The sequence below is a fragment of the Allorhodopirellula solitaria genome (genome assembly GCF_007859855.1).
Classification (GTDB): Bacteria; Planctomycetota; Planctomycetia; order Pirellulales; family Pirellulaceae; genus Rhodopirellula; species Rhodopirellula solitaria.
The window spans coordinates 24563-38039 of sequence record NZ_SJPK01000012.1 but is presented as its reverse complement, the minus strand read 5'-3'; the positions used below and the strand labels follow the sequence as shown (position 1 = coordinate 38039).

Genomic DNA, 13477 nt, shown 5'->3' with positions numbered 1-13477 from the left:
CGCCCACCCACATTTCTAACAAGGTTAGTCCTCGACAAGGAACACTCTATGAACGAAACCAAAGGTTCATCGCCTAATATTGCGAGTAGCAGCCGAGCACCGGTTACCACTCAAACCTTCGGTGAGAGTCGCCAGTGTCCACAATGCGGATGCACAGAACGCGACCCCTACAACCGAGGCCGAAGTGTGGTCTTGACGCCTACAGAATCATCGCCGTGGACACACAGGTCGTCCAAGCGATGCAAATGCAAGGCTTGCGGCACAAGGCGAATCGACCACTACTACGAGGTTCGGATAATTCCCGAGGAATCCAACGATGCCAAAATCCATGACGAACAGAACGCGTGAGACCCCTGGAACCGAGTACACGCCTCCAGCGGGAATCCTCTCCATCGACCAAGCCGCTGAGATGTTCCGATGCGAGCCGCATTCCGTCAAACGGGCTATCGCATTTGGAAACCTCCCTGATACCCGAGATTCCAAAGGTTCAGTCGTGTTTCTTGCCGATGCCGAGCGATTCATCGGGCAAGGCACTCCCAACATCAAAACGTCCCTCTTCGCTTCCGGATGGTTCGCGACCTCTCGCGGTGAAGTCGACCGTATCACATTCCAGAGCAAGATTCGTGAAGCCGGGACCACGCTGGCGAAGGTGACCGATCAGCAATTGGTTGCCGCATTCCAAGCCAACCGCCGCGAGACCAGTTTCAAGTTTGAAGCCCGACCGACAGAAGCGATGCGGAACGCGTTCAACAAAAAACAGACCGCGAGTTTCGGAGCGTCGGAAACAACGCTGAGCTTTGGACAGGCCGCGCTGGTTACCCAAATCCGCAACGCAGCCCAGCGGAAGGTTCGCCAACTGAAAGTTTCGGGCGCGGAAGGGATGACTTCGGACATCGCGAAGCTTTACGCAAGCCCAGAGCGGTTTAAGAGTCTTTTCAGCCTGGCATTGGCCAACGCACTCACAGAGCTGGCGGTCTCGTTCACGGAATCTCGCAGCATCGAAGGCCGATCCAATCCCGTCCGCGTCACCCAGTCGATTCCATTTTCCGCGTTTTCCAGCGGGCTCGAATTGAACGACGCTCGCCTGACGCAGCTGGCGTTCTAACCACTGACCAACCGCAACCGAAGCGACTCTTTAACCTCCTCCAAAAAGGAACCAACCATGACGACAAGCGTGTTAGACCGAATCGCCGAGATCCGTAGCGAAGACAAACAATTGCTGACGGACGCACTGGCGGAGGAGCGGAAGACTTATTTCGCGATCGCCAAGCGTGACTACCTGGGTAAGGCCACTGCCGAAGATGCCGACCAGTTGATTGGCGTGATGCAGGCTCTCGACCTGACCGAGGCGGATTTCGCGAAGACGCGGCAAGCGATCGAGGAGGTTTGCGAAGCGGTCGCGCAGTCGCAAATCAATAAAATCAACGCGAACGGCAGTCACGAGCGCGTATTGTCCGCCCAGCGTGATTTCCTGGTGTTCGCCGCGAAGTCAAAACGTGCTCAGCGAATCGGTAACGTCGAGCGCCGAAAGCACGCGGCGATGACCGAAGCCCAGGCCCGGGTTCAAAGGCTTGCAGATGAGAACCCCGAACTCTTTGACGGCACCGAGGTGAACGCCGTTTTCTCGACCGTGATCACGGGCATTCGCAAACGTCTTGACGCATCCGAAAAGGAGTCAGAGGCAAGAGTCGACGCGATGCACGTTGACCAGGTGAACACGATCTTGAGGCAACAGGGCTTGGATTCGGTCACGACGCTCGAAACGAAATAACGGACGTCTAACGCTTTGCAGCCGTGGGAAAATGGCCAGCTTACTCCTTTCGTGGCTACCACAGGATGTGATCGGCGGGCGTGATTCCCGCTGAGGCTTAGCACGCTCCCCACCATGGCGACCGGTCGGACTCGTCGGTTTGTCATGGTGGTTTTTCAATCAACCACCAGGCGTTCTCGCCTTTACACCGGAGATCATGATAGATGCAGACGTTCAAGGACAACCAGGGGCAGACGTGGACGATCGCGTTGACGCTGGGGAAGGTGAGGAAGATCCGTGAGAAGCTGGGTCTCGATCTGCTCAAGCCACTCCATCACGCCCAGATCCTGGACAGTCTGACGGATCAGCTCGCGTTCGTGTTTCTGTTGTGTGAGGAGCAGGCGAAAGAGCACTCCATATCGATTGACGATTTTGAAGACCGATTGGCTGGCGACTCCGTAGCACAGGACGCGAGTATCGCATTCTTGGAGGAGTGTGCTTTTTTTTTCCACCGCTACGGGCGGATCGAGGAGTACCAGACGACAAGGCGAGTAATACGACTGACGACGGACCTGCGAGCGCGGCAAGTCGAACTCGCGACGAATGGGCGGCTCGATTCACTCATGGATGCGATGGAGACGCAATGGCGGAAAGAGCTGGGTCTAACGGATGGACAATCGTCGTCGAGCTAGCCGCGACATCCGGCGTGGATCCGTGGCCGCTGACGATGCGTGAGCTGATCGCGGCGGCAACCGCGCATTGCACGGAGCAGTGGAACCACACGGCCGAGACGATGGCGTTGCTTGCGTCGATGCATTCGGGCAATCCCTGCACGCGAGCTGATTTTCATCCCCATATGGAACGACCGGACAAGGGCGAATCGGTGAACGCGACTGACGAGTACGAACGAATCAAACGACGCGAGCGAAGGCGCGAGAGGCGGAAATGATGGCGATTCAAATCACGATGAACATGAAGCAAGCGTTCTTTGACCGCCAGGCGGTCATTGATGCGGTGGATCGTGCCGAACTTCGTGCGATGAGCAAATCGCTCGCCTACATTCGGCGGACGGCCCAGCGAGATGTACTGCGCAGACGCGTAGGAGTCAGTCGGCCTGGTAGTCCGCCTTCGGTACGCTCGACGAGCCGGGTTACATCATTAAAAAACATCTGGTTTGCCTACGACGCAGCCACGTCTAGCGGTGTCGTCGGGCCCGTGAAGACGAATGGTAGTTGGGTGGGTCCAACGCCTGTGCCGGGAGTGCTCGAGCACGGTGGATCGGTGATCCAACGCAGAGGCACCTTGATCTCTGCAGGAAAAGGCAAACGCAACAAACGGGGAAAGCAAAAACTACAAAAGCTCGACCGTTCGCGAGTCGTACACATTAGGGCACGGCCCTTCATGTCAGTGGCACTCGATCGTGAGATCGCAAAAGGCACCGTCGCCGGTGCATGGTCCAACGTGGTGAGAGGATAAGGCAACAAATCATGGGACGTTCGAGTATCAAGGCCGGAAAGGCCGAAGTTGAGATCGGCCTTCGCAACCGCATTGCGCAGGGTGCCAAGGGCGTCGAGCGAGATCTCAACAGGCTAGGCAAGAGAGCAACTTCGATCGGAAGAATGATCGGCGGGGTTGGCTTAGCGATCGGAACCCCGTTCGCTTACGCTGCGGTGAAGTTTGCAGCGTTCGACGACGCGATGCGGGCAGTCGGTGCAGTCAGTCAAGCATCTGCGATAGACCTGGCAATGTTGACAGACACCGCCAAGGAACTGGGCCGAACCACTAGCTACACCGCAGTCGACGTCGCAAGCCTTATGGGTGAACTGGGCCGTGCGGGATTCAAACCCGATCAGATCAACGAGATGACCGGGGCCGTATTGAACCTCGCAAAAGCCACCGGCACCGATGCGACACTCGCAGCGGGGATCATGTCCGCAACAATTCGACAATACGGATTAGCCGCGACAGACGCCGCACGTGTATCGGATGTTCTGACGGCGGCGGCCAACGGATCGTTTAACACAGTCGAGGCGTTGGGCGAAGCGATGAAGTATGCAGGTCCGGTTGCGGCCGATCTCGGGATGAGTCTAGAGGAAACCGCAGCGATTCTCGGCACTCTTGGGAACGTCGGCATTCAAGGATCGATGGCCGGTACGACGCTTAAGCGGTTGAGCGTTATCAGCGCGGCAGAACTCGGTAACCTGGAGAAGATCTTCGGGCGAAGTTTCCGCGATGCCGCAGGGTCAGGATTGCCACTGATTGACATGCTGGAGCAGATCTCAGTTGCCACCAATGGGCTCGATCAAAACTCGCGTGTTGAGAAAATGAACGCCGCGTTCGGTCTGCTAGGAATCACCGGTGCATCGGCAATCGGAAAATCTACCACCGCAACGAGAGAGTTACTGGAAACTCTAGAAAATGCCGCTGGCGTTGCCGCAGAGACCGCCGACAAAATGGATGGGGGCCTAGGCGGTTCATTCCGCAAGATCCAGTCAGCGATCGAGGGTGCCACAATCGCGGTCGGCGAAAGCTTTTCGCCCGCACTGCAGTCCATGGTGGATCAACTAACCAGCTCCATTGGCGCAGTCACTCAGTGGATCGACGAAAACCAGGGTCTTGTGCTCGCGTTAGCTGGCACCTCGATTGGGCTGATCGGCACAGGTGCAGCATTAGTCGGGGTCGGTATTTCCGCTCAGATTGCAGCCGCCGGTATTGGATTGCTTCTGTCACCGATTGTGTTGGCCACGGCGGGCGTGGCGGCGATGGGGTACGCATTCGTTAAATACACGTCGATCGGTGCGGACGCCGTTGACTGGTTGTCCACTCGATTCAGTCCACTCGTTGAGACCGCACAGAACGCAGTGTCCGCCATCGGAGACGCAATCAAAGCTGGTGACCTGGAAACGGCGTGGGAACTCACCACGCAATTAATGGAACTCGTATGGCTCGATCTGACCGGCGGCCTACAAGATGCCTGGGCGGAAGCGATGGGGTATGTGCTCGATGCCGGATCGACCACCACTGAGCAAATGGGGAAGCTATTTCAATCGCTTGCGGGAACACTGAAAACGCTTTTTGATTCGTACAAAGACATCTACGATTCCATCTACAATTCAGCTGAATCTGAATTTTCGAAATCTGTCGACAGTTATATGGGTGTCGAGACGATTGGAGCCCCCGTCGAGCCCACGGGATCAGCATTCGAACAGCAGTTTGGCACCGCGAATGATTCCCTCAATAGCACCATTGCTGGCATTCGTGAGTTTGGATCAGCTCTCGAAGCTGAATCCGCTGGCATGATCGGAGAGCGGATGGCCGAGCGTCAGGCATCACGAAAGGAACGTCAAGCACGCATTGACGCACTGCGTAACCAACTGCAAACGGCAACGTCTGACGCGAACGCCAGAGCCAAGCAGCCGAAAAAATCGGAACCCGAGAAACCAAGCGCCGACGAAAAGCCGGATTTTGCGGCGATGTTGAAAGCGAATGGATACGAGCAACCAACGACGATTGACACGCCAAAATCAAATTCCGGAGCCACCGGCACATCGAGTGGGTTCGCGGCGTTGGCCATGAGAGGCGGACCGTCGATGCCTCAGAAGATGCTCACGCTCACCGAGCGCATCGCTAAGGCAGTGGAGAGAAGAGATTTCCTGCGTCAAGGCAAAGCGGATCGAGAACTAGCTCGCGATCAAAAATTGCAAGTCAAAGCCGAGGAGAACAAGAAGAAGTTTGGGACCGAAGAAGTATCTCCAAATGATGCGTTGGAGGCGCTCTGGGCGGAGTCGGAACCAGGTAACGCAGTCGATACCCCGATGGACGACATCAGGAAACAGACAGTGGCGAGGCAGTCAGTCGCGATCGACACTCGCGATGCGATCGCCAACGCGAGCACGTACAAGGGACGAAACGCCGATCCAACCAAACCTGCCGTAACCAGTGGAGCTGCCACCGAATCAATTGAATCCAAGCAACTCATCTGCCTTAAACATTTGGTCAGTAACTCAGACAAGCAAGTAAGAAAAGACAACATGGCGAGGTGGGGATAGTATGCTAGTCAACAATCCAAAGTTTCCGCTGGCGTATGAGACCGCTGGGGATTCCTTTCGCATCCAAGCCGAGCACTTGCAAGATTGGATTGATCAAGCGGAAGACGATAATCCTGCGATGCTCACAGAGGCCGAGCGTGCGTTCCTGGAAACCTGCAGGGAAGCGATACCAGTAATAATCGTGAACAGTCGTCTTTACATGAAACTCGCTGCCTTGTGCCAACAAATGATTGATGAGGGTCAGGGTCAGGGTCAGAGAGAGCAGGGCTCTTGCGATTGCGATTGAGCAAAACTTAAAGGATGCTGACCCTTGCACCATGGACACCGACGCGAAAAGCCACGACAGTACAACCCAGGCGTGCTGCTGGAAAAGTCAATCGAGGTTCAATCACTGATGCGATACCATCAAATGAGCGTCAGGATTCTGACCTTTGGCTTACACGTGATGCACCAACCAACGAGGCCCACGGTCACTTCCACACCCGATGCCTCAACCGATGACCCGAGGGCCGTCGGATGCACCAACCAACGAGGCCCACGGTCACTTCCACAGTACCCCAATTCCACCCCGCAAATCCCGCCACTTCCGCCCCACTTTGCGAGCGACCCCGAAACAAAATCCTGATCGAGCTTGACAGCGCGGCCAGGATCGGACAAATTCGTTGCATCGTTGGCAGCGAGATCAGGACTAGAAAACTTGATCACGCTTGACCGCTGGAGTTTCTTTTCCCAGCGGTGACCATGCCAAGACTTACATCTAAACGAGCGAGAATGAATCGGCCCGGCATTTCTGGACACATCGAAGCATTGATCCGCGCAGGCGGGGAGCAACGAGAATGTCGACACGGAGTAAGTCCCGTGTTTTCTACAGGGATGCCGGGCCGATTCATGCGCAACCAAAAAAATGTGGTTGCGGAAGTCGACATTTCCAATGTCAAGACCGTCAGAAGCCAAACTGTGTGAATGCTGCGGCGCGTCCGGGGCAACGCTCTGTTGCCGGTGGCCCGCGTTTCTCTGCGCAACATGTTCAAGACGATTGTCCGCCCAAGGGGCGGACGTTGCCGCGCGTAAATTGGACAACGCCCGCAATGCCAGGAGGCGACGTGCCGGAAAGCTGCGAGTTGATGAGGCCAGCCGCCGTGCCGATGCCAATCAGGAAGCGACATCGAAAGGTGAGGTGACGAAATGAGCGTCAAACCTAACCACATCGCTGCCGACAATCTCAACCAGTCAGACTCCGCCCATGCGGTCGATTGCCGTGTTTCCGGAGGACAGGCCCACTACCGGTTCAATCGCGGGTGCGTTACGACCCACTACGAATTTATCGGGGTGCGACCAGGCGTATCCGGAGTGGGCGAGCTGATCGAGATCACCGATCATGTCGACAGTATCCGCGACTCGTTTCCTGGGAATACGTTCGAGGGATACGCCCGGTTGGTTGTGTTGGAACCAGGCCAGGTGCGACCGCTCGATGTTGTGACCACAGAATGCACGTTGTGGTCGCACTTCCAATTCGACGTCGACGAGTGGGCTGATGATTGGTGCAGGCTGCACGACATCGAGCACATGAGTGACGACGCTTTCACGCACCTCTATGAAATGACCAAGGCCGAGGCGAGATCGATGCAAAACGCCAGCCAAGGTGAAAGCGAGGTGGGCCGATGAATCACCAACAGGATCTATTCACCGACTTGCCTCGCGGCGAGCAGCTCGCCGCGCTCAGGCGGCTGAAACTCTCGACGCACACCTGTCCATCGGGCCGGGTGTCTGGCGCGGTTCAGAAAGCAGTGCTCAAAGCGATCGATGATCACGAAGGAAGCCGGGCATCGTTTGCGAGTCAAAAGACAATCGCAGAGGAAACCGGGTACGCCGTTTCCACTGTTCGCCGGGGCATCGCCGCCCTGGTCGACCGCGACTTGATCACTCGTGAACGTCCGAATCACTGGAGCCCAAACCATCACCGAATCAATTGGACTGAGATGCAGAGGATCACGAGCGACCATGATGAGCTCTCGGCCGCTCATGGGAGCACCTTAGATAGTTCACTGAGGCACCTCCCAGAGCTCACTGAGGCATCCCCGAGAGTTCACCATGAACCCCGAAACGCCCATTTAATCGCCCAAGAATCGCCCACCACCAACCGCCCAGACGAATGGGGGGCGGTGGTGGCGGAAATGTTTCGATGGGGTTTGAAAACAGCCGCCCAAGCCGTGGACTCGGCTCGTGAGCGTGGTTGGTCGATCGAGTACGTTCGGGAGCTCTTCTTGGAAGCTGGAGGGGACCGTGACCCGAATCGCTGGGAGCCGGGACAGCTATCGAACTGGTTGACCGGCAAGACCCCGCCGCCGTTCGACGTGTTCGAGGTACTCCGCCGCGATGATCAGCGACGGAGGATCCAAAGCGACGAAGCTGAATCGATTCGCGCATCGGTCACCCAGTCCGGCCAAGCAGAAGGTGCCGCGACGTGGATCACCGCCGGGATCACGTTTCGGAAACTCACCGCCGCCGGGCTGGAACGGTTCGCAACTGCCGATGAGGTGGCCGGAGGCGAGCGAATGGAGCAAATCGACCGACAGCGAGGTGCCAAGTCGGACGGAGGCGAAAAACGGGTTCCTGACGTCGACTCTCAGAGCGTTCAAAGTGCAATCGCGACATCCGAGCCGAGTGAGCCGACCAAGCCGCTAGGCGTCAATTTCCGGCCCCGCCGGGTTCCCGGTAGTGGGATCAGTCAACGAAGGCGTGAGATCGACCGGGCGATCGCTGGGATGATGCCATGATTGGGCATCGGCGGTTCAGCACAGTTTCGGTGATGGAATACATCCTCGAACGGGCTGAAAAATGACAGGCAAAATCAAGCTGCGGACTCCCGGCAGAGGTCAAGACTGTCCCGTTTGGATGCAACTATTGCAACATTGGGCGTGCTTCGCTAACGTCCTATGTGACACCGATTGCGAGTTTTTTCACGTAAATAACGGGCTAAAACGAGACCGGGCTTTCCGTGCAACGCATGGTTTATTCGTTTTCACACGGCAGAGGTCACAGATTCGAGTTCTGTATCGCCCATCGTTGGTCACTGTCACCAACCGTCACAAGACCGCTGGCACCGTCATTTACGATGGTTCCAGCGGTTTTTTTGTGGACGGTGTTTGGAGGGATGGTCCCCGAAACGGCTTCGCGCTGATACTCGGTGCGAGACGTCGCATCGCTCTCTGGAACGCTTCATCAGTTGTTCTGGTCACAGGCCCCATCCTTGCCGGGATACTTGGCAAGATGCTGCGATTCTCGGTTCGCTCGTAACTTTTGGAGTCGTTTCGGCCAAGGCAGCAGGGGGCAACGTTGCCGGGAGAGGACCGGCGGCCACTACGCTGTTTGCTGAGCGTGCTTGCCTTCAGCGAACTCCTCGATGGCCTTGGCGCAGAATGCGTCGAGGTCATCCGGCTTGCGGCTGGTAACCAAGCCTTCGTCGACGACACACTCTTGATCAACCCACTCCGCACCCGCGTTGGTTAGGTCTGTCTTCAGACTCGGCCAAGACGTGACTTTCCGGCCGCGGACGACGTCCGCTTCGATAAGTGTCCAAGGTCCATGACAAATCGCGGCAACGGGTTTGTGCTGTTTAAAAAAGTCGCGCACAAAGCTAACTGAGTCGTCGCACATCCGGAGCGCGTCGGGGTTGGCAACGCCACCCGGCAGCACCAAGCCGTCAAAGTTTTCGGCAGATACCGAACCGGCATTTTCATCGACCTTGAATTTATCTGCTTTCTCATCGTGGTTCATTCCCTGGATCGTGCCAGACTCTGGAGACACCAGCACGACGTCCGCCCCTGCATTTTTAATCGCATCCCACGGCTGCGTCAGTTCGACTTGCTCGAAGCCGTCGGTTGCCAAGAACGCGATACGTTTTCCATCGAGAGTTTTACTCATGTTAAAATCTCCAGTGATTCGACAAGGTTGAAGCAGCATTGTCGCACAATGCTTTCGTTGCATTGATGGGTTGGTGCAAGGCCCGTGCCGGACTACCAGCCCGATCGCTGCAGTTGCAGTCGGCCTCAGGTTTTCGCCCCTCGGTACTTCTCACTGGCTGCATCGTCTCACGCTACTTTGCGATGTTTCGGCTCGGTTGCATCGACCAATTGTAGGGTCTTTTCTCTGGATCCCAGGCGGCGTCGCGACGCAAACATGCGGTAAGCGGGATCGGTACGTTCGCGAAGACTTCGCTTTCATCCTCGTCGTCACCCGTCACCCGTCACCCGTCACCCGCAACTAGCAAGCGTTCAAGGTTCGGTGTAAGAGACAAACTGAAACGTAGGCTCCGGTTCGCTGGGCATCCGTTTGAGGACGAAGCCCACACGGCGATCCGAACGGGAAGGTAAGTAGTCGATAACGACTTCTTTGGGAGGTTCGTCTTCTCCGAAGTCGGCGATCACTCGTAAATCGGCGACGGGTGTTCCTCCGATATTTTGCACGACAACCTTCGCCACGAACTGGTCACCCAATGCGATAATCTTTTCGGTGCGAGCGACGAACGAAGGCGGAGATTGCTCGCGCATCGCCCGCTGGCCCAAGTATCCAAAGGTAGCGAGGACGAGCAGCAGACCCACGCCAGCAACTATACATTCGGCGAGCGGTATGGTGGCAGCAGATTGATTACCGTTTTTCATGTGTTTGTCTCACAGAATCAGTCTCGCAGAGGAGGCACCCACCGCCGCTGGCAACCCTAACACTGTCGTCGCCATGACCACTTCGTCGATGGCGGTATTGGCGGTGCTGCCGAACGACCAGAGGCAAAATAAACTGACGAGCAAAGCGATGGCGTAGCCTGGGATGGTAAAACGGAGGAAAACACTCCACGCCGATTGCTCTTGGGGTATCGGTTTTTGTCCGTGGAATTTAACTTTGAATACAAACCCATGCATAATCATCAATGACAGCAGCATTACCAGGCAGCCGTGCCAAGCGGTCATTTTGAACGCGACGAGTACCATTTCCTCGGTTGGGGCAACGTTGAAGGCGAGAAAGAGGGCACCGATTGCCATAACAAAGAGTTCTCGAAAGTATTCCCGCGTCGTGTGAGCCCCATCGTCATCATTCGTTTGTATTTCGTCATCACTATCGGTGTGGCCCCCAAGTTGGCTGGCGGCAAGTACCGCGCCAATACTTGCCGGAATCGTTTGAATCGAAATCACCCCGATGAGTTCGCTGAGCGGCATTGTCGCCACATTCAAGACCGCGAAGACGCTTAGGATCATAAAGGTAGTCAACCAACCGACCGCGTACGCGACGAAGGCGTCGACGGCAGTCCCGGCCCACCCCTCCGGCTCCTCAAAGCCGCTTAGCTTGGCCAGTCCGAACAGGATTGGAAACGTCATCGATAACAAAGCACCCATCTGCAGCGGGCTAGACGTTGGCCCGATAGACCACATCTCCATCGTCAGCATCATTGGAAGCGAGAACAACAGTGCTCCGGCGACCGCTCTGGCAAGTCCGATCCAAAATCGCTTCGTCTGATTGTCTATCATTGCTATTCCTGCGCATTCTCTAATCCCGATTCAGGAGGTCCGTAGATACGGCTTCCGTCGGCAGCGAATCGGCCACCGTGAACGGGACAGTCCCAGGTCTGCTCAACTGGGTTCCAACGTACGACGCCGCCCATGTGGGTGCAAACAGGATTGAGCCGATGCACGCAACCGCTGCGGTCACGACAAATCGCGACCTGCGCACCATCACAGGATCCCACGGCACCTTCGCCGGGCTCCAGTGAATCCGCATCGACGGCGGACTGTGGAACGACACGCTCGACATAATCCAATGCCGTCGTCGTGCCTTCACTGACGAGCTGTCCCAATGAGGACAGACCTAACCGACCCGGGGAGAACGCATCGGCAAGACCTACCTTTTTACGGTCGATCAAGTCAGCGATGATCCATCCCGCCGCTGTGCCCAGTGTCAGGCCCATCCCACTGAAGCCTGTTGCAATCCAAGCGTTCTCCAAGCCCGGCAGTTCGCCAATGAAGGGCAATCCATCGGTCGGTTCAAAGAATTCAGCACTCCACTGTGACACAATCTCCTCAACGTGGAACCGCTCCTGCACCCAGTTCTGAAGGGCCGCCATCGACGCCTCTTCGTCGCCAGCGCCCGTTCGATGATCGCAGCCGCCAGCAAGAATGGTCAGTCCATCGTTCGTTGCTCGCCGGGTATAATAGTACGGGTCACTGTCGTCCCAGAACAATGCGTCCGGGATTGGCTCTCTCACACGAGCGGCGATCATATAGGACTGGTACGCAGGCGTTTGAAGATAGAGTCTTTGCACGCTCGAGTAGTTGCAGTGAACCGCACAAACGACATGTTCAAACTTTACCTGTCCGTTGATTCGATCCGACTCGACCGTACAGGTACTGGTGGTTTCCAGTTCGGTCGGATGCTTCTCCACCGGTCCGCTGACCAGGGTGTTTTCAAAAATGACGCCACCGGCGGCCTCAACCGCCTCAGCGAGTTCATGGAGATACTGCAGAACATCAATTCGCCCCATGTTGGAGATTTCGTAGCCGCAAGCCGCCGACGCGATCGGTACGGCATCGCACCACGAGACGTCCAGGCCGAGTTCCTTCGCAGCATGAAAAGCATCCCGCATATCCTTCTCGTGGGCGGGATCTTCGGTGTAGAAATATGCAGGAACCCGCTGGAAGCCGCAGCTACTTGAGACGCGACGCTCAATCACATCAATCGCCTGCATGCGAAGTTTTGTGTACGCGGCGGCTTGTTCAACACCGAGTTTTGAGATCACTTCGACCGTCCCAGCTTCGGGATGAGCATCCAGATGGGCGCTGCTGCCACCGGTCGTGCCCGCCCCGATCGTGGTCGCCTCACAAACAATGACACGCTTGCCACGCTGCAGTAATTCCAGCGCTGTGCTCAGACCGGCGATACCCGCCCCGATGACCAGCACCTCGGTAGAGTGTTTTCCACCGAGCGTCGGCCGCGACGGGCTCAGTGGACGTCGTTCTAGCCAGTAGGAGTTGTGAGTCGACAGCTTTGCGAGTTCACTGACGTCGGCTTTCGCTACTTTTTTTTGGCGTTCCCCGATGTCATTGCCTCGGAGTTAACCGCCTCGGCAATCTTCGATAGGTTTTGATCGGCGGCTTCTTCCTCGGCCATGTTGAGTTTGAGCTGCTCTGTCGCCGTCTTGTATCCGAGTAGCTCCGCCCACGTGCAAAGCGTTCCGTAAGTCGCGATTTCGTAGTGCTCCACTTTCTGACCGCACGCGATGATGACCGCATCCTTCACCGCGGGCTCCGCGTCCATTTTGAGCATCTCTTCCGCTTCCTCGATCAGCCCCTTCATTGCTGCGCAAGATTTCGCGCGAGCAGCTTTCCCTGTGTCTTCAAATGCTTTCTCTACGCGTTCGACCTGTTGTTCCGTCTCAGCCAAATGCTCCTTCAGGGCTTTCTTTAGATCAGCATAAGTCGCATTTTTGACCAGTTTAGGGAGTGCTTTGGTCAATTGCTTTTCGGCGCTGTAGACATCACGCAGTTCATCGTAAAACGCATCGGCAAGTGAATCGAGAGACATCGTAGGGATCCAGGTGAAAAGAAATGAAGGCTCAGTGGCTGCGGACCTTCGCGACCGATTCTGGTTTAGCAAAACCTGTGCCAGGAAGCGGCTCGCGATTTCTCAAGTC

At 56.4% G+C, this 13477-nt stretch carries 13 protein-coding genes; 7 read left to right on the top strand and 6 right to left on the bottom strand.

The features are described from left to right. Positions 1 to 328: 328 nt before the first annotated feature. The 5 genes from CA85_RS18890 (at position 329) to CA85_RS18865 (ending at position 5799) form a co-directional block, all read left to right on the top strand. Positions 329 to 1105 (top strand): hypothetical protein, encoded by a 777-nt coding sequence (locus CA85_RS18890; RefSeq protein WP_186775047.1) that lies wholly within the window; start codon positions 329 to 331, stop codon positions 1103 to 1105. Between the two features lie 57 nt (positions 1106 to 1162). Beyond that, positions 1163 to 1771: a hypothetical protein gene (locus tag CA85_RS18885; RefSeq protein ID WP_146392924.1), complete on the top strand. Its 609-nt coding sequence runs from the start codon at positions 1163 to 1165 to the stop codon at positions 1769 to 1771. Positions 1772 to 1974: 203 nt separating this feature from the next. After that, entirely contained in the window at positions 1975 to 2442 is a 468-nt protein-coding gene (locus tag CA85_RS18880) for a hypothetical protein (RefSeq protein ID WP_146392923.1), read from the top strand. Positions 2443 to 2695: 253 nt separating this feature from the next. After that, a complete protein-coding gene (locus CA85_RS18870; protein WP_146392921.1) occupies positions 2696 to 3226 on the top strand; it encodes a hypothetical protein in 531 nt (176 codons plus the stop codon). An 11-nt stretch (positions 3227 to 3237) separates the two neighbouring features. Next, the gene (locus CA85_RS18865; protein WP_186775046.1) at positions 3238 to 5799 is read left to right on the top strand and encodes a phage tail tape measure protein; all 2562 of its coding nucleotides are present in this window, start codon (positions 3238 to 3240) and stop codon (positions 5797 to 5799) included. A 4-nt stretch (positions 5800 to 5803) separates the two neighbouring features. On the opposite strand, the gene CA85_RS18860 is transcribed toward CA85_RS18865, so the two are convergent. Further along, positions 5804 to 6124, bottom strand: coding sequence for a hypothetical protein (locus CA85_RS18860; RefSeq protein ID WP_186775045.1), 321 nt, complete (start codon positions 6122 to 6124; stop codon positions 5804 to 5806). Positions 6125 to 6984: 860 nt separating this feature from the next. Here CA85_RS18860 and CA85_RS18855 point away from each other — a divergent pair. Together CA85_RS18855 and CA85_RS18850 are read left to right on the top strand one after the other, a co-directional pair. Beyond that, positions 6985 to 7464, top strand: coding sequence for a hypothetical protein (locus CA85_RS18855; RefSeq protein ID WP_146392918.1), 480 nt, complete (start codon positions 6985 to 6987; stop codon positions 7462 to 7464). Beyond that, positions 7461 to 8576 (top strand): helix-turn-helix domain-containing protein, encoded by a 1116-nt coding sequence (locus CA85_RS18850; protein WP_146392917.1) that lies wholly within the window; start codon positions 7461 to 7463, stop codon positions 8574 to 8576. The genes CA85_RS18855 and CA85_RS18850 overlap by 4 nt, the downstream gene beginning before the upstream one ends. A gap of 583 nt (positions 8577 to 9159) precedes the next feature. On the opposite strand, the gene CA85_RS18845 is transcribed toward CA85_RS18850, so the two are convergent. The 5 genes from CA85_RS18845 to CA85_RS18825 all read right to left on the bottom strand — a co-directional run bounded on the left by CA85_RS18845 (position 9160) and on the right by CA85_RS18825 (position 13368). Then, complete coding sequence (locus tag CA85_RS18845) at positions 9160 to 9762, bottom strand: type 1 glutamine amidotransferase domain-containing protein (RefSeq protein ID WP_391564905.1); 603 nt, start codon at positions 9760 to 9762, stop codon at positions 9160 to 9162. Between the two features lie 311 nt (positions 9763 to 10073). Beyond that, positions 10074 to 10460, bottom strand: coding sequence for a hypothetical protein (locus tag CA85_RS18840; RefSeq protein ID WP_146392915.1), 387 nt, complete (start codon positions 10458 to 10460; stop codon positions 10074 to 10076). Between the two features lie 9 nt (positions 10461 to 10469). Next, positions 10470 to 11318, bottom strand: coding sequence for a TIGR02587 family membrane protein (locus CA85_RS18835; protein WP_146392914.1), 849 nt, complete (start codon positions 11316 to 11318; stop codon positions 10470 to 10472). A gap of 2 nt (positions 11319 to 11320) precedes the next feature. Continuing rightward, complete coding sequence (locus CA85_RS18830; protein WP_246112966.1) at positions 11321 to 12745, bottom strand: FAD-dependent oxidoreductase; 1425 nt, start codon at positions 12743 to 12745, stop codon at positions 11321 to 11323. Between the two features lie 113 nt (positions 12746 to 12858). Then, positions 12859 to 13368: a YciE/YciF ferroxidase family protein gene (locus CA85_RS18825; protein ID WP_146392912.1), complete on the bottom strand. Its 510-nt coding sequence runs from the start codon at positions 13366 to 13368 to the stop codon at positions 12859 to 12861. Between the last annotated feature and the right edge of the window lie 109 nt (positions 13369 to 13477).